This window comes from Silvanigrella paludirubra (assembly GCF_009208775.1).
In the GTDB taxonomy this organism is placed as follows: domain Bacteria; phylum Bdellovibrionota_B; class Oligoflexia; order Silvanigrellales; family Silvanigrellaceae; genus Silvanigrella; species Silvanigrella paludirubra.
Window position 1 is genome coordinate 189,526 of sequence record NZ_WFLM01000004.1, and the last position, 16,479, is coordinate 206,004.

Genomic DNA, 16,479 nt, shown 5'->3' on the forward strand with positions numbered 1-16,479 from the left:
TTTTAATTTTATAAACAAAATTTCTATTAAACGATCTCATTTTATTTGAATTCATTAAAAAATATTTATTTAATAAATAGATTTTTTTTTTGAGAAAAATAGTTAATTTTTATCTTATTTTTTACCATAGGTAATAAATTTTTATAATTATTAAATAAATTAAAAAAATTTAATTTATTGACTTTAAAAAAAATAAATAATAATTTTTTAAATTATACAAACTTTATATATAATTTGTTTGTATTTTATAAAATTAAATAAGTCTATATAATTTTTGCAATTAATTAAGGAGTATTTATGCAAAATAAGAATCCCATTTTTATAATATTATATTTATTAGTTTTTATTTTAAACTTATCTTTTTACACTTCTTCTTATTCAGCAATCATGCCAAAATTAAATTCAAATGATCATATTACTATTTTTTTGGATGTTACTATAGTTGATGTAGAATCTGGAAAGTTAAAACCGAACTCATGGGTTTTAATTAAAGATAATAAAATAATTAATATAGGCTCAAAGAATAATCTTGTAATTCCTAAAAAAGCTAAGATAATCAACACAAAAGGAAAATATTTAATTCCTGGTTTATGGGATATGCATGTGCATATTTTTGATAGTCAAAAAATAGCATTTCCAAGTTTAATTGCCAATGGAGTTGTTGGTGTTCGTGACATGGGAGCTTCATTTGAACAAATTGAAAAGTGGAAAGAAGAAGCTTCAAAAAGTATTTATACTCCTAGAATATTTTATTCAGGACCATATTTTGATAATAAATTAAAATTAAACTATAGCTTTAGTGTTAAAACAGAAGAAGAAGCTAGGCAGGCAGTAAGATTATTTCAAGAAAAAGGGGTTGATTTTATAAAAACATACTCAGATCTTGAAAAGAATATTTTTAATGCATTAGTTGATGAATGTAAAATAAGAAAAATTCCTTTTGCAGGTCATCTTCCTGTAGAATTAAGTCCAATAGAAGCATCTAATTTAGGTCAAAGTAGCGTTGAGCATCTTGAATTCTTTGTTGCAGCATCAAAATTAGAAGATGAAATTAGGAGCGATCAATCTAAAACTAATAATCTTGAGGAACTTTTTCTCTTAGATTTAAAAGCAGCAAACAATATTGACTATGATAAAGAAAATAAAATAATAAATACATATTCAAAAAATAAAACTTGGCAGACACCGACATTGGCTGTTCAGCGAGGATTATTTGCAACATCAATAGATGAAAGATCCAAATATATTCCTAAAGATATAAAAAAGTTCTGGGAAAATTTTATTATTGAAATGAATTCTTCTAAAATATTTCAAAAAACATTAAGTCAATTATTTGAAAAAAATCTTGATATTATAGATAAAATGAATAAAGCAAAAGTTCCATTTTTAGCTGGAACAGACGCTAATTTAGAAGCTACTATAGCACTTCCTAATATTTTTTTTGGTTTTAGTATTCATGATGAAATGGAATTATTTGTAAAAGCAGGGCTTAAGCCAATAGAAGCATTACAATCGGCAACAATAAATCCTGCCAAGTTTTTAGGAATAGAAAAAGATTATGGTAGTATTGCAATTGGTAAAACAGCTGACCTTGTTTTATTAAATGAAAATCCATTAATTCATATTGAAAATACAAAAAAAATAGATTCTGTGATGATAAATGGAATCCTTTTTAATAAAAATGATATAGAAAAAATATTAAAACAGCTTCAAGATCAATAAGTTATTTTTTAATTTTATTTCAATTAGTAGCAATAATTTTAGGTTAATTTTTTTATTAATTTTATCATGATTTTTCTTAATTTAAATAATATTATAATGTTAATTAAAACTATTTTAATTATTGTTTTCTATGAAGTAAGATAAAGAAATATTTTATTGACTTTAAAATAAATAAATAATAATAATAATTTTAAGTAATTTTGCAATTAATTGGAGTATTTATGCAAAATAAGAATCCCATTTTTATAATATTATATTTATTAGTTTTTATTTTAAACTTATCTTTTTACACTTCCTCTTATTCAGCAATCATGCCAAAATTAAAGTCAAATGATCATTTTACTATTTTTTTGGATGTTACTATAGTTGATGTAGAATCTGGAAAGTTAAAACCGAACTCATGGGTTTTAATTAAAGATAATAAAATAATTAATATAGGCTCAAAAAATAATCTTGTAATTCCTAAAAAATCTAAAATAATAAACACGAAAGGAAAATATTTAATTCCTGGTTTATGGGATATGCATGTGCATATTTTAGATAGTCAAAAAATAGCATTTCCAAGTTTCATAGCCAATGGGGTTGTTGGTGTTCGTGACATGTCAGCTTCATTCGAACAAATTGAAATGTGGAAAGAAGAAGCTTCAAAAAGTATTTATACTCCTAGAATATTTTATTCAGGACCAGCTCTCGATAATAAAATAAAATCACACTTTAATATTAAAACAGAAGAAGAAGCCAGAAAGGCAGTAAGATTATTTCAAGAAAAAGGCGTTGATTTTATAAAACCATACACATGGTTAGAAAAAAATATATATTATGCATTAGTTGATGAGTGCAAAATAAGAAAAATCCCATTTGCGGGTCATGTTCCATTCGAAATGAGTCCAATGGAAGCATCCAATTTAGGCCAAAGTAGCATTGAGCATTTTGCAGAATTCTTTGTTGCAGCTTCAAAATTAGCAGATGAAGTATGGAACAATATAGCTAAAACTAATAATATTGAGGAACTTTTTTATTTAGATTTAAAAGCAGCAAATAGTATTGATTATGATAAAGAAAATAATATTATAAATGCTTTTGCAAAAAATAAAACCTGGCAGACTCCAACATTATCCGTCCAGCGTGGTTATTTTGCAACATCAACAGATGAAAGATCCAAATATATTCCAAAAAATATTAAAAAGTTCTGGGAAGATACTATTGCTGAAAGAAAATCTTCTGAAAGATTGCAAAAAATGAGTAGTGAAGTATTTGATAAATTCCTTATTCTTACAAATAAAATGAATAAAGCAAAAGTTCCCTTTTTAGCAGGTACAGACGCTAATATCTCAACTTTAGAAGCACTTCCAAATGTTTTTTATGGTTTTAGTATTCATGATGAAATGGAATTATTTGTAAAAGCAGGACTTAATCCAATAGAAGCATTACAAACGGCAACAATAAATCCTGCCAAGTTTTTAGGAATAGATAAAGATTATGGTAGTATTGAAATTGGTAAAACTGCTGATCTTGTTTTATTAACAGAAAATCCGTTGATTCATATTGAAAATACTAAAAAAATAGATTCTGTTATGATTAATGGGATTCTATTTAATAAAAATGATATAGAAAAAACATTAAAACAACTTCAAGATCAATAAAGTTTATATTTGTTAGGGTAACAATATTTTTTTCTAAATGTTGTTACCCTCTATGCAAATCATTAAAGCAAAATTATTTTTACTTTTATAGTAAAGCTTAACAATACTTCTGATCCACTTAAATTTAGAATTCTGTCTCGAACACCTTCTTCATTTATAAAATATTTTATGAATAAATATAAATGTTTGCCTATTTTGTTAAAATCAGTATTTTATGAGGATATCAAAAAGGAGTGCGGAATGACTTTTGAAAATGAATATGAGTGGACCGTGATTGGAGCTGGACCTGCTGGAATTGCAGCTGTTGGTAAACTTATAGACAATCATATTGATCCTAAAAAAATTCTTTGGATTGATCCTGAATTTAAAGTCGGAGATTTTGGTAAAAAATGGAGTAAAGTACCAAGCAATACAAAAGTAAGTTTATTTATAAATTTTTTAAATTCTTGCAATTCATTTGAATTTTTGAAATCAAATGTATTATTTGATATTCAAAAAATTTCAGCAGATGAAACCTGTGAGCTTGATCTTATGGTGCAGCCTTTGCAATGTATTACAAATACTTTAAAGTCAAAAGTTGTTTCTAATATAGATATTGTTAGCAGTTTGAAAATGAAAAATCGCTATTGGTTGCTTGAATTTAATAATCAGAATGCCATTATTTCAAAAAATGTAATCATGGCTATTGGTGCTGAAGAAAAAATACTTTCCTACCCAGATTTAAAAACAATTCCTTTAGAAATTGCGTTAAATAAACATAAATTAAAAGAGTATTGTCATTCTGATGATATTATATCTGTTTTTGGTTCATCTCATTCGGCAATTTTAGTAATACGAAATATACTTGAAAATTGCCCTAAAACAAAAATATTGAATTTTTATAAATCCCCTCTTTGTTACGCTTTAAATTGTGGTAATACGATTTTAAATGACAATACAGGATTAAAAGGAACAACTGCACATTGGGCTAAAGAAAATTTACATGGAAACTTACCAGAAAATTTAAATCGTTTTCTTGCAAATGAAGAAAATTTAAAAAATGAATTGTATAAATGTACTCATGTTGTTTATGCAATAGGTTTTCAAAGAAGAAAAATCATATTAGAAGGTGTTTCTGATTTTGAATACAATCCAAAAACGGGAATTATTGCGCCAGGTTTATTTGGTTTTGGAATAGCTTTTCCAGAGCTTAAATGTGATAGTTTTGGAAATGAAGAACACAGAGTTGGATTATGGAAATTTATGAATTATATTAATAATGTTCTTCCCATTTGGCTTAGATACTCCATATAATTTTGTTTACTAATCTCTATTTAAATATAAAAATACTTCTTACAAAGCATATGCCAATGTTTCTAATCTATCGGTGGATCAATAATATTTTGTTCTTACTTGAATAAATCCTATGAAGTAACAAAAAAAATAACAAATGTTTAAAATGTAGGTTGGATTTTGTAATTTTAATGACATAAGCATTTTTTTGCCTTTAACGAATTGAATAAAACCCGATTGAAATTAGATTTACGTTAATAAATTGGAACTTTATCAGGTATTAAGCATGGAAAGACTTTTTAGCATTCTTTTTTTATTTTTTTTTAGTACATTTTCTTATGCAAATGATTCAGATATGAAGGTAAATATTTTAGCAAGTGGTGGTTATTCAAATGTAATAATCGATGATAATTACTATAAGGGATACAATGCTTCAATTAAACTTTTTCTTCCTATTATCTCTGATTTATATTTTGGATTAGGAAGTAAGTTTGAATCTGTTTCAAATTCAAAACAATCAAATATAAGTTCAGCAGGTACTATTTCAGAAAATTTAACCAGTATTTTTATAGGAATTGACTTAGCCTATAAGTTTTCAATAGAGTTTGTTGATTTTCAAATAAATCCTTATAGTTACTATAGTATTTACGACAATTGGCAAAGAACAACTTCATTTTCTAATAGTAGTATTAGTATTACAGGAACAGCTTCTATAAATACAAATATTATTTATGGAATTGGTTGTTCAGCTTTATTTAATTATGATTCATTTTATTTTGGCCCATCTTTTTATTATTCAAGAGGATATATCGAAGCTCAAAATTATACAGATTCATTTCAATATAGTTCTTCATTTAATTCTGGAGTTTATGAAATATTAAATTACAATATTACAATAGGAATGTTTTTGTGAGAAAAAGAAAAATTTTTATAGAAATTGTAAATAAATTATTAGCTTTTTTTATAACATTTCAAATAATATCTTGTTCAAAATTATTGGATTTAAATGATGGTTCACTTAGTAGTAGTAATGGTAATTCTACTTCTTTAATTTATATTGTTAATACAAATAATAATTCAATTTTAAGTTGTTATGTTTCAAGCGAAATTAATAAAAATCAATGTATAAATTCAGGTGCAACAGGATTAAATAATCCAAATGGTATAGCTATTTATAATGGAATCGCTTTCATAACTAATTTTGGAACAAGCCAAATTATTTCATGCAAAATTAATGGTCCAAATTTACAAGGATGTGTTGATACAGGTGGAACGGGCTATACGGGGCCTGCTCAAATTATTATTCAAAATAATTTAGCTTATATAACAAGTAACTATACTGGTTTAATTTACTCATGCAGTATAAGCGGACAAAGTTTGACAGGATGTGTGAATACGGGGGCGTCAGGTTTAAGCGGGCCTTTAGATATTAAAATAATTAATAATATAGCTTATATTACAAACGCAACTGGAAATTCTGTGAGCACTTGTACGGTTTCTGGAACGACCTTTAGTGGTTGTGTAAATTCTGGTGCTTTGGGTCTAAGTGCTCCAAAAGGAATAATTATAAGTAATGGCTATGCTTATATAACGAATTACTCTGGAAACTCTGTATCGGTTTGTTCTGTTTCAGGAGCTTCTCTAAGTGGCTGTGTAAGTTCAGGTGCATCAAATCTTAATAATCCATATTCTACATTCATTTATAATCAAAAGATTTATATATCAAATTTTGGAACAAATACTCTTTATACTTGTTCTTTGAATGGAGTAAATATATCTGGATGTACTGATCTAGGTCTTTCAAACTTAAATGGTCCATCTTTTTTAGGAATGTAGATTAAATTTTATCAAATTTAATCATTTATTTGTATAATATGTTTGTTTTTCTTGGTTTTTTTATCAATTATTTTTAAATATAAAAAGATTTTCTATTGGTTTTAAATAAAAAAGCTTATTTTAATGTTACTTAACTAGTCCATTTTGCAAATTATTTCAGAAAAGTTCAAAATTTATTTTTATATACATTTGATATTGTTGGTTTATTTTAAATAAACACACTATAAAAAAATAAACGAATTCATTATATATAATAATTTCGTTTATTTTTTATAATAAAATCCGATTTATATTAAGTTTTTAAAATGAATAAGGGATGTATATGTTACTATTTATAAATAAATTATGGTTATTTAAAATATTAAGATACTTTTCACTAGTAATTATTCCAATATTTTTAATATCTTGTGATAATAAAGGCTCATCAAATTTGTCTGAAAATAATACAAATTCAAGCAATGTATTAAACGAAATAGGTATTGATTTACCTACTGAGTGTGAATAAGTTATGAAAAATTAAGAGGTAACAGAAATGGCAGTTAAAAAAAATATAATAATTATATCTATGTTTTTCTTTTTATTTTCAATAATGTTAATTAACTCTTGTAGCAAAAGCGGTTCTTCATCATCTTCCTCAGATTCTGCTAATTCAAATGCCAATGCACAAAATCCAAATGAAAATCAAGCAAATTTGAAAGTAATCATTCCTGTTCCTCAAATTTTAGCTTTATCAGGTACAAATAAAGAATATACGATATTAGTTAAAAACGAGGGTTTTAAATCGGCAAGCCATATTGTTTTTAGCGGATTTGAAGAACCTATTTCCTTATCAAATTCAAATGACACCAATAGCTGTGAAAATAAAGTTTTAAATAATAACGAATCATGTGAACTTAAAATTGTTTTTTCACCAAAAAAAATAATGAATGGAAAAAAAAGTATTTCGTTAAGTTACACAAATGATAATGATAATAAAAATGTTTCAATTCTATTTGATATTAACTATTTATCAAAGGGTTCAGTAAATCTTTTTATTCCATCTGTAGATCAGTTGAAAACATCTTTAACAGAGCCAGTCTCAAAAACGTTAACAATTAAAAATTTAGGGGAAGAAGAAATTACAGGGTTAAAGATTTCAAAGCTAGAAGCTCCCTTAGTTTCAGATTCAAAATGCTCAACTTCATTACAACCAGGTAGTACTTGTAATATTGATATAAATTTTGCATCTACTGCAGTCATAAATGGTGTAAAAAATTTGATGATTACCTATGACGATTTAGATCAAAATAGCAACGTATCACCAATAACAGTTATTGTTCCAATATCTTATGTTACAATAGGAAAATCAGATATTAGTATAAGTAACATACCTGATGCTTTATTATCAAGTGCAAATAAAACGTCTGAGCGTATTTATACAATTAAAAATAGTGGTTCAGCAAAAGCAACGAATATTATTTTACCAACATTTATAAAACCATTATCAAATGGAGGAACCACTTGTACTAAAGACTTAGACTCGGGGGACTCTTGCACATTTAAAGTTATTTTTAACCCAATGGGCGATAATAAAATAGATCAAAAAGATTATTTTTTTGAAATCTCTTTTATGGATGGAATTGATATCAAAAAAGTAGTTTCCAAAATAAGCTTTAAATCTATTTCTAATAATATTTTAAATTTAACACAATATAATGTAAGTTCTGCAAGTATACAAATAGATACGCCATGCAATAAAAAAGAAATTTACGGTAATGGTGTTCATAATATTCCCTTGGTTCCTACATTTAGTGCGACGGATGAAAATGGAAGAACTATTTCTTTATCATTGGATGAAATTATAGCTGCTACACAAGTTCAAGTTGTTAACGGTGGTATTAGTACAGATATTAATACCGTTAAATATACAGCAGATAAATATTCAAAATGTATGGATGGTACAAGCGTAAATTCTGAATTAAAAGCACTCTTTTTCACAACAAGTTTATCAGGACAAAAATTAGATATTGGAGCCAACATTACTTACATAGATAAATCTGGCAAAACAATATCTGTTAGTACTGATAATTATCAAGCAGGACGTGTGAATATTAATTCATTAGATAATCCATTAACAAAAGCATCTGGAGACTCTTATTTCAGTATGGGAATTGTTTCTGATAAATATATTGGTTCTTTAATAACAAGAGATAATTACCGTTTATTTAAAATTTCTCCTGATACAAAAAACTTTCCTACTTTAGATGGTTTATCTGACTTAACTCAAGTTCGTGTAACTTCATTAACTTATAATAAATCATCTGGTCTATTAAAAGTAGAATATACAGAATCACAAGTTCCAAATGCAACAAATTATATGATGCCCATTCATGGTTTTATTGGAGCTATAAAAGGTGATTGTATGAGAAGATATTATACTGGTTACTTTGTTTCAGGTAAACTTAAGTCAAATAATATTGATATTATTAATGTTAAAAAGATAGGTTCTTACGCAAGTGATGCTAATTTATCCCTTGCAGCCATTGGTAAAAATGATTTTGCATTTGCTTCTATAACAGATAGCTGTCTGCCTGGTTGGGTTGGAAATTATCAATGGTCTACTCCATTCACTTTTGAAATATTTGGACTAGATTCATTTGGAAATCCATTTAAGTCAATAAATAATTCAGAGTTTTAGACAAATATATATTTATTCTTTATTTAAAATTTGATTGGAATGGGAATGAATAAAAAGATTTTTTTATATAAAATTACAATTCTTTAAAATCAGATAAAATAAATTTGAATCTAGAAAATAGTTATGCTTAGGCACAAACTAAAGTGATTCCTTTTGGTGAAGCTTCCGATAGATATGGAAAAGTTTTTTACGATAAAGTAAGCAAATTACAAGATATAGCTGACACTCCTTTTAGAGGAAAAACTTTTGATGCACAAAGAATTTTATATTACATGAGGGCTTATACTATAGGTACTGATGAGGAAGTAGGAGAATATAGTGCAGTCGCATTTTTTAAAGCTTCTAAAATAGACCAAGCGAAACATATTAAAAGTTCTGGTCTTCAATAGTCAGATCCCTTATATAATAAATTTATGGAAATTTTTGATAAATCACTTACATTTGATGAATACTATGATTTTTATATGGAAGCTTTAACAAAAGTAAAAATTGGTATTGAACTTTAAAATTTATTTAAATTTTTAATGAATTCATTTTCTAAATTTTTATATATGACGAATTATAAAATAAACTTTATTTAAAATTCAAACAAAAATTCTCAATATAACTATTGATTTTGTTTGGGTATTTTGTTATCTAAAAAACAAATTCAAATTTTAATATTTTAATGATCTAAATTTAATAGCGTTCTGTCCCTGGTCCCATTGTTATAAAATTTTATAATTAAGGAGTTTATTTATGCAATGCAAATCTTTGTTAACAATTGTTGCTGGTATGATGCCAGCTGTTGTGTTTGCTTACCCAAAAACACAAACAACAACTCTACCTTTACCTGTTAATCAATCAATGCAACAAGGTGACAAATCTGCTATTGATTTTGTTGTAAGTATGCCTGTTTATCAGGATCATGTTGATTCTACGCAATATTATTATGTTCCAAAATTAAAGGCAGCCGTAAATGCTGATGGAGTTTCTGCAACTTTTACAAAAAATGAAGTCGCTGTTTCAAGTTCTTCTCAAATTGCAGATTTAAGTTTAAAACTTTCTAACTTAACAGCCGAAGAATATTTTAATATTAGAAAAGTAGTAACAGATCTTCAAGCAATTATTGATAATGCTATAAAATGGAATCCAAATGATCCAAATATCCCAGTTTATCAAAGTTATTTAAATAAAGCTCTTGAAAGAAAAAAATTAGCTGAGACAAATGCATCTAGTTTTGAAAAAAGTATTCCTGGTGGTGTTTTAACTTCTTTATATAATAATATAGCCACATTTTTTTCTAGTGCTGGTGTTGTTTTTCCAATTTATAACAATGAAAGCATTTCTGATAGACAAAACCGTTTGAATCAAAAGTTAGTGGATTTGAATTCATCTAATGGTGGATTAATTACTGGAAATATTTATGCAGGATTTACTGCAGAAGAATTAGTTAAAATAAAAACATATAAAGGAAACTATGCACAAAATGTTAAAATTTCTGTAATTCCTTTATCAAGTCTTTCTTTTGAGTCATTAACTGAACTTCAATATGATGCAAATGGAGTAAAAAGCCAAAGAGCAGGCATTCCTATTTTCTCCTCTCTTAAAGGCGGTGGTACTCTTACAGGCGCAACATTTAACTTCGATTTAACAACAAATGGGGCAGTTTCTTTTGCAAGAAACTTAGCACCCTTTATTCCACCAATTGCTGTAAAAGGTGTTATCACACAACAAGTACCAGCATACAGAGCTACTTTAGATTGTGATTTTGGCCCAGGATTAGTTATTAAAGATCGTTCAATTATTAACAAACAGGTAGCTGTATTTAATGATAACTCAATTAGTAATTTAATTGCTCAGCAACAAGGTGCACAACAAAGTCCTTGTCGCATAACTGTATTATCTGGTGACTCAAATGCGGCTCAAATGGCTGGAGTCCAAGCAATTGAAAAAGAAATTGCGGCTCTTCAGGTTCAAAAATCTAATTTGTCTACTATAAATAAAGGACAATATTGGCAACAAGTGCAGCAAAATCAAACTGTAGATAGAACAGCTCAAAATAACGGTTATCAAAATGTATTCCAAGCATATCAGCAATCTGGTTGGACTAATACGGCAGCACAATCTTTAGCAAAACGTCCAAACCCATTTTGGCAAACAAGTGCTACAGATTTAACAACATTAACTGGTTTAAAAATTCATAAAGAATTAACAGGAACTGTTTCAAGTAAAATTGAAATTTCTGTTCCTACTGCAATTTGTTTTGTTTGGAACGTAAAATCAAGAGCCTATAGAGCATGTAATGAAGGAGAGCAAGAAAAATCTGTTCCTTTAGCAGATGCAACTCAATCAGCTAAACAATCCCAATCTTGCCAAGTAACTCAAGACGCTCTTCAATGCGGAATAAATCGCAATACAGGAGCTCCTGTTTCTCAAGAAGGAAACATTCTTCCTGAAGATCTTTAATAAAAAAAAAGAAAGAGCTTCTTTTTAAGAAGTTCTTTCTGATTTTATTTTGAGGCGTTTTTTATGTTTAAAAATTTTGTTTTTATTTTCACATTATTTTTTAGTTTTAGCTCTTATTCTTTACCAATCATTAATATTAAAGGAAGTTTAAGAGCTTCAAAACAAATGGATAAAATATTTTTTGTATCTTCTGAAGAGCAAATTTTAACTCCACAAGAAATGACTTATGCTGATATTTGGTTAAAACAAAGATTAAAAGGTTCTAAATATAATTATAATAATTTATCAATTAGTTTTAATGTTATGCCTGAGGTAACAAAAATTGTTAAAGGATGTTTTTTTAGTTGGTTTAAAAAAATAGATTCAAATACAAGACTAAACTTAATTGAACATTTAAAACCAAATGGTATTTATAATTTAACTCAAGATGAAATTAATTTTTTATCTAATGATTTATCTAATTTTACATATAGTAACATAGAGACATGTAAAAATGATAATTTTTTAGGAGATATTACAACCGCTTTTATTATAAATGACTTAGAGCAGTATTTAATTGATAAAGCAAATAATAGAATTTCCTACCCTAAATATAGTGATATTTTAGATAAATCGTTTGAATCTCTGTCAAAAAAATTGGGCAATGAGTCCATTAATGAATTTTTGAATTGGTTTGATTCGACTCAAATTAGATATCCTTATTTAACAAGTGAAATTATAAATACCTTCCTTATGAACTTATCAAAGACAAAACAAAAATATTTTAATGAGACAGAGACATCTTATTTATTAATTGAGTCTATAAATAGTAATGTTGATACTTTTAAAGAAAGTTTAAGTGATCATTATAAAATGATTCCTTATATGAAATCTACTAGATTAATTTATGAAAAATGTTTTCATAATTTATTGTTTTTAGATGAAAAATGTAGTCAAGATAATATTGCAAATAATTTTGTGGTAGTAAAATTAAAAAGAAAAAATAAAACTTTAAATCATTTGGTGTGGGTGGGATATGAGTAGAAAACAAATTTTTTATATATTTTCAATTATTTTTGTTTTAGTTTTTATCTCTTTTTATATTACAAGAAAAAACGACACAGATTTAAACGCTTCAAAAATATCAAATCCTGAAGAAAATAAAAATGAGATTCCAAATTCTAAATCAATTCCTGAAAAAACAGAGTCAACTAAATCAGACAAAAATGTAAATGAAAATGAAGAAAAAAATGAAGCAAATAAAAAAATAAAAGAAATGTCTCCACAAGAGTATGTAGCGTGGTTAAAAGACCCTCAAGACAGGGTTCTTCTTGAGATAAAGCCTGAAGGAACAACTGTATTTAGAAAAGGTAACGTAACTATTACCGTTATGCCTAATGGGGAAGAAATATATTTGCCAGATGAATTTTAATTTTATGGGATTTAAAATTTGTTTTAGTTAAGGATGTCTTACAATCCAGCTTTTACTAAATGTTTCCCCATTGGGTAAATGCCAGTTGCCATTAGAATCTCTTTGGACTTTATATCTTTCCCAGAGTTCTGTTTTATCATTATATTTTTCTATTATATCACCTTCATTAATGGGGTGTTTAATGATCCATATATCATTTTCTTCATCATAATTAAAATTTTGCATAAAAAACCTCATTCTTTATGATCTTTTATTGATGCATTTATTTTTAAATTAAAAAATAGTTACTTTTATAATTATGATTTAACTTAATAAATACGAACATTTATTTTTATTCGGTTAAGTAAAAATAATATTTATTTATTTTATTTTTATTTTAGTTATTTTTTATGTAATTGTATGTATTTACTGGTTTAATATTTATTTTTCTTCACATGTATGAGGGCCTGTTTCCGTAAATGAGCCTGTTCCTGTGTATTTAGGTTTAGTGTCTGGAATAGGTCCTGTTGGGGTAGGCTGCTGAGCTGGAGCTATAACCTGATATTCTGTTTCAAAGGATCCAGAACCTACATATAATATTTTTTTACCATCATCTGTAGCAATTTCGGAAATATGGCTTGAGTGCAATTTTGTGATTTTGCATAATACCATTCCAGGGATGGGGTATGCTGGGGTCATATAGCCACAAGGGGCAAATATAATATTTTTTTCATCTCCCTCAACACAAACGGTTCTCATCGTATCTGAGCAATTAGAGGAACCATTAATGATTCCCATGGCAAAAGGGATGAGGGTTCCACCTTGTATTGTGGTTCCCTTCGCTATGTCAGCGGTTAGTAAGAAATTTTTTGCACCCATAAAAAATCCCCAAATAAAAAAGGATTATAAAATAATTTTTAATATAGTTTATTTTTAATGACGTGTAAAATTAAATTATTGTAACCTTAATATCCCTATAAATTACCAATAAAAACGAATACTTGTTTATCTGTGTAGTGATCAAAATCGGTTTTAAAGGTTCTATGTAATTCTGTCTTTGGGGTATTCCATACATTTTGCCATATCTTTTGGACTTCTGTAGGGTCTTGGGTTTTTGTCTGATAAGTCCTGTATTTTCCAGGTATAATTCTCATAATTTTAAAATTTTGAGGCATTTCTTGTATATTAGATACCTCCATTCCAATCATGACAGAGTATTCTCCTTTATCTTCATTTTCATAGTCATAATAAATACAGTATAAGGATTTGTCTTTTGTACAGGGTATTTTTTGTAACTCATTATGGCTCATGACTTTTTGCCATAGTTTTCCAATGTCTTTAAAATGTTTTCCATTTATAAAAGTTGTTCTTATTTCAATGCCTGCAATTAATATTTCATTAGAGATTTGCTTATTTTCCATTTTTTCTCCTTTATATAAAATGGTTAAGGAATGATATGATAACTAAAAAAGAGTATCTTGATATTTTGTATCATTTTAGTAGGAGTTTTTTATCAAAGATTTATTTTTTAAATTTTAAATTATTATACAAATAATACCTTTCAGGAAATAACTTATTTTATATTTTTAAACTAACGGAGATTCTTTTATGTGTGCACAATTTCTTGTAGATAAAATTCTTTTTCAAAAATCATTGTCTATATTTAGTTTGCATTTAAACACGATAGAATGGAAAGATAGAATTTTACCACATTCACAATCTCCTATTATTGAGTATAAGAATAATGAATATTTTATTGAGTTATTTTATTTTTCTTTAGTTCCCTCTTGGTCTCATGATCGTAAACCAAAGTTTGCCACACATAATGCCCGCCTCGAAACGGTATTGGAAAAGCCAACATGGAAAAAACCTTTTTTAAAAAATCATTGTCTTGTTCCCATAACTACGTTTATTGAGCCTATCTATGAAGGAAAATTTGCAGGAAATATGGTTAAATTTAACTTAGAGGAATGTATTTTTGTTCCTGCTATTTTTGACTATTGGATGAATAAGGAGACGGGTGAAGTGATTTCGTCGTTTTCTATTTTAACATCAGAGCCTGGTGAGTTTGTCAGGAAAATAGGGCATGAAAGATCCCCAATATTTTTAAAACAAAAATTAAAAACTTTTGAAAATTGGTTTGATTGTGAAAATAATGATGGAAAGAATTTTATTCAGTTACTCAGTAATAGGCAGGAGCCTAAAATGTCAATTGAAATTGATAGACCATTAAAAAAAGGTTGGGAAAAACGAAAATAGCCTTTGACAAATGTCATAACACCATACAAATATATGGTAAGGAGGTTGTGATGTATTTTAAACCATCTTTTGAAACAAAAATTTATATTCCTTTTGCTTTTAGTACTGTTTGTGCTGGATTTCCCTCTCCTGCAACAGACTACATAGATAAAAAAATAGATTTAAACGATTATATTGTAAAACATCCTGAATCAACATTTTATGTACGAAGTCAAGGAGACTCTATGATCGGTGCTGGTATTCATAGTGGAGATATTCTTGTTGTTGATAGATCATTAAAAGTAATTAGTGGAAATATTGTAGTTGCTATACTTGATGGTGAGTTTACGGTAAAACGATTTTTAATTCGTCATCATAAAATTATTTTAGCAGCTGAGAATGATTCCTATGAAAATATTTTTATAAAAGAAGGAATGGACTTTGAAATTTGGGGCGTTGTGACAACTGTAATTCATTCCGTATAAAAATAATATCATATTTATTTATATTAAATTTGGTGAGCTATATTTTATTTAAAAAAATAATAAAACAGATCGTGTTGATCGTAAACTCAATTCAGTTTAATTTCTTTTTGCTCTCAATGCTGCTGTTTATATTTTTTTAAAGGAGTAATGTATGAAACTTTATTTTTCAAAAGGTTCCTGTTCTCTAGCTTCACGTATTGCTATTAATGAACTTGGTCTGGATTGCCAGTATGAAAAAGTAGATTTTAAAACATCTCTTACAGAAAGTGGAATGGATTTCACAAAAATAAATGCAAAGGGATCTGTGCCTGTATTGCAACTTTCTAGTGGTGAAATTCTTACAGAGGGATCTGTTATTTTACAATATTTAGCAGATAACCACTCACAAGGTGGAAATTTTATACCAAGAGAAATGGCTTTGCCACGTTATCGTGTACTCGAAAAGCTAAATTTTATTTCTTCTGATTTTCATAAAACAGTAGGTATTTTTTTTAGCCCGGAAATTTCAAAAGAAATTAAAAACTCTGTATTAAGACCAAGGCTTGATAAATTAACCAATTATATTGAGAAAGAACTAACACAACATTCTTTTTTTGTAGGGGATCATTACACTTTTGCAGATTCTTATTTGTTTGTTATTTTAACTTGGTTTGATCATATTGGTGTTGAACGTAAAGCTTGGCCTAAAATAAATGCTTATTTTGAAAATCTTAAAAACCGCCCTGCTATTGCAAAAAGTTTGGCAGAAGAAAATAATTTAAATTAGTT

17 protein-coding genes are annotated in these 16,479 nt (G+C 27.2%); 14 read left to right on the top strand and 3 right to left on the bottom strand.

Annotated elements, in window-relative coordinates; genetic code table 11:
- The first annotated feature begins 297 nt into the window (after positions 1-297).
- The 11 genes from GCL60_RS11515 (at position 298) to GCL60_RS11565 (ending at position 13,009) form a co-directional block, all read left to right on the top strand.
- Positions 298-1,722 carry an amidohydrolase family protein gene (locus GCL60_RS11515; protein WP_153420807.1) on the top strand — a complete coding sequence of 475 codons (1,425 nt, stop codon included), beginning with the start codon at positions 298-300 and terminating at the stop codon, positions 1,720-1,722.
- A gap of 221 nt (positions 1,723-1,943) precedes the next feature.
- Complete coding sequence (locus GCL60_RS11520) at positions 1,944-3,365, top strand: amidohydrolase family protein (protein WP_153420808.1); 1,422 nt, start codon at positions 1,944-1,946, stop codon at positions 3,363-3,365.
- A 240-nt stretch (positions 3,366-3,605) separates the two neighbouring features.
- Positions 3,606-4,658 carry a pyridine nucleotide-disulfide oxidoreductase gene (locus GCL60_RS11525; RefSeq protein WP_153420809.1) on the top strand — a complete coding sequence of 351 codons (1,053 nt, stop codon included), beginning with the start codon at positions 3,606-3,608 and terminating at the stop codon, positions 4,656-4,658.
- A gap of 265 nt (positions 4,659-4,923) precedes the next feature.
- Complete coding sequence (locus GCL60_RS11530) at positions 4,924-5,550, top strand: hypothetical protein (protein ID WP_153420810.1); 627 nt, start codon at positions 4,924-4,926, stop codon at positions 5,548-5,550.
- A complete protein-coding gene (locus GCL60_RS11535) occupies positions 5,547-6,473 on the top strand; it encodes an NHL repeat-containing protein (RefSeq protein WP_153420811.1) in 927 nt (308 codons plus the stop codon). The genes GCL60_RS11530 and GCL60_RS11535 overlap by 4 nt, the downstream gene beginning before the upstream one ends.
- Before the next feature lie 322 nt (positions 6,474-6,795).
- Positions 6,796-6,978 carry a hypothetical protein gene (locus GCL60_RS11540; protein WP_153420812.1) on the top strand — a complete coding sequence of 61 codons (183 nt, stop codon included), beginning with the start codon at positions 6,796-6,798 and terminating at the stop codon, positions 6,976-6,978.
- A 27-nt stretch (positions 6,979-7,005) separates the two neighbouring features.
- Positions 7,006-9,150 carry a COG1361 family protein gene (locus GCL60_RS11545; RefSeq protein WP_153420813.1) on the top strand — a complete coding sequence of 715 codons (2,145 nt, stop codon included), beginning with the start codon at positions 7,006-7,008 and terminating at the stop codon, positions 9,148-9,150.
- A gap of 143 nt (positions 9,151-9,293) precedes the next feature.
- Entirely contained in the window at positions 9,294-9,539 is a 246-nt protein-coding gene (locus GCL60_RS11550) for a hypothetical protein (RefSeq protein WP_153420814.1), read from the top strand.
- A 349-nt stretch (positions 9,540-9,888) separates the two neighbouring features.
- A complete protein-coding gene (locus GCL60_RS11555) occupies positions 9,889-11,598 on the top strand; it encodes a hypothetical protein (protein ID WP_153420815.1) in 1,710 nt (569 codons plus the stop codon).
- Positions 11,599-11,661: 63 nt separating this feature from the next.
- Positions 11,662-12,621 (top strand): hypothetical protein, encoded by a 960-nt coding sequence (locus GCL60_RS11560; protein ID WP_153420816.1) that lies wholly within the window; start codon positions 11,662-11,664, stop codon positions 12,619-12,621.
- Positions 12,614-13,009 carry a hypothetical protein gene (locus GCL60_RS11565; protein ID WP_153420817.1) on the top strand — a complete coding sequence of 132 codons (396 nt, stop codon included), beginning with the start codon at positions 12,614-12,616 and terminating at the stop codon, positions 13,007-13,009. The genes GCL60_RS11560 and GCL60_RS11565 overlap by 8 nt, the downstream gene beginning before the upstream one ends.
- Positions 13,010-13,036: 27 nt before the next feature.
- Here the strand turns inward: GCL60_RS11565 and GCL60_RS11570 are convergent, their stop codons facing one another.
- From GCL60_RS11570 to GCL60_RS11580, 3 genes are all read right to left on the bottom strand, one after another.
- Complete coding sequence (locus GCL60_RS11570; RefSeq protein ID WP_153420818.1) at positions 13,037-13,234, bottom strand: hypothetical protein; 198 nt, start codon at positions 13,232-13,234, stop codon at positions 13,037-13,039.
- A 195-nt stretch (positions 13,235-13,429) separates the two neighbouring features.
- The gene (locus tag GCL60_RS11575; protein ID WP_153420819.1) at positions 13,430-13,867 is read right to left on the bottom strand and encodes a hypothetical protein; all 438 of its coding nucleotides are present in this window, start codon (positions 13,865-13,867) and stop codon (positions 13,430-13,432) included.
- A gap of 95 nt (positions 13,868-13,962) precedes the next feature.
- On the bottom strand, positions 13,963-14,409 hold the full coding sequence (locus tag GCL60_RS11580; RefSeq protein WP_153420820.1) for a GyrI-like domain-containing protein: 447 nt from the start codon (positions 14,407-14,409) through the stop codon (positions 13,963-13,965).
- A gap of 187 nt (positions 14,410-14,596) precedes the next feature.
- Between GCL60_RS11580 and GCL60_RS11585 the strand changes: the two genes are divergently transcribed.
- The 3 genes from GCL60_RS11585 (at position 14,597) to GCL60_RS11595 (ending at position 16,477) form a co-directional block, all read left to right on the top strand.
- Positions 14,597-15,247 carry an SOS response-associated peptidase family protein gene (locus GCL60_RS11585; protein WP_153420821.1) on the top strand — a complete coding sequence of 217 codons (651 nt, stop codon included), beginning with the start codon at positions 14,597-14,599 and terminating at the stop codon, positions 15,245-15,247.
- A gap of 50 nt (positions 15,248-15,297) precedes the next feature.
- Entirely contained in the window at positions 15,298-15,711 is a 414-nt protein-coding gene (locus tag GCL60_RS11590) for a LexA family protein (RefSeq protein WP_153420822.1), read from the top strand.
- Positions 15,712-15,862: 151 nt separating this feature from the next.
- Positions 15,863-16,477 (top strand): glutathione binding-like protein, encoded by a 615-nt coding sequence (locus tag GCL60_RS11595; RefSeq protein WP_153420823.1) that lies wholly within the window; start codon positions 15,863-15,865, stop codon positions 16,475-16,477.
- The last annotated feature ends 2 nt before the right edge of the window (positions 16,478-16,479 follow it).

Bases quoted from the DNA above. Each gene is read 5' to 3' on its own strand.
- GCL60_RS11515 (WP_153420807.1), top strand. From the start codon at position 298: ATGCAAAATAAGAATCCCATTTTTATAATATTATATTTATTAGTTTTT.
- GCL60_RS11520 (WP_153420808.1), top strand. From the start codon at position 1,944: ATGCAAAATAAGAATCCCATTTTTATAATATTATATTTATTAGTTTTT.
- GCL60_RS11525 (WP_153420809.1), top strand. From the start codon at position 3,606: ATGACTTTTGAAAATGAATATGAGTGGACCGTGATTGGAGCTGGACCT.
- GCL60_RS11530 (WP_153420810.1), top strand. From the start codon at position 4,924: ATGGAAAGACTTTTTAGCATTCTTTTTTTATTTTTTTTTAGTACATTT.
- GCL60_RS11540 (WP_153420812.1), top strand. From the start codon at position 6,796: ATGTTACTATTTATAAATAAATTATGGTTATTTAAAATATTAAGATAC.
- GCL60_RS11545 (WP_153420813.1), top strand. From the start codon at position 7,006: ATGGCAGTTAAAAAAAATATAATAATTATATCTATGTTTTTCTTTTTA.
- GCL60_RS11555 (WP_153420815.1), top strand. From the start codon at position 9,889: ATGCAATGCAAATCTTTGTTAACAATTGTTGCTGGTATGATGCCAGCT.
- GCL60_RS11560 (WP_153420816.1), top strand. From the start codon at position 11,662: ATGTTTAAAAATTTTGTTTTTATTTTCACATTATTTTTTAGTTTTAGC.
- GCL60_RS11565 (WP_153420817.1), top strand. From the start codon at position 12,614: ATGAGTAGAAAACAAATTTTTTATATATTTTCAATTATTTTTGTTTTA.
- GCL60_RS11570 (WP_153420818.1), bottom strand. From the start codon at position 13,234: ATGCAAAATTTTAATTATGATGAAGAAAATGATATATGGATCATTAAA.
- GCL60_RS11575 (WP_153420819.1), bottom strand. From the start codon at position 13,867: ATGGGTGCAAAAAATTTCTTACTAACCGCTGACATAGCGAAGGGAACC.
- GCL60_RS11580 (WP_153420820.1), bottom strand. From the start codon at position 14,409: ATGGAAAATAAGCAAATCTCTAATGAAATATTAATTGCAGGCATTGAA.
- GCL60_RS11585 (WP_153420821.1), top strand. From the start codon at position 14,597: ATGTGTGCACAATTTCTTGTAGATAAAATTCTTTTTCAAAAATCATTG.
- GCL60_RS11590 (WP_153420822.1), top strand. From the start codon at position 15,298: ATGTATTTTAAACCATCTTTTGAAACAAAAATTTATATTCCTTTTGCT.
- GCL60_RS11595 (WP_153420823.1), top strand. From the start codon at position 15,863: ATGAAACTTTATTTTTCAAAAGGTTCCTGTTCTCTAGCTTCACGTATT.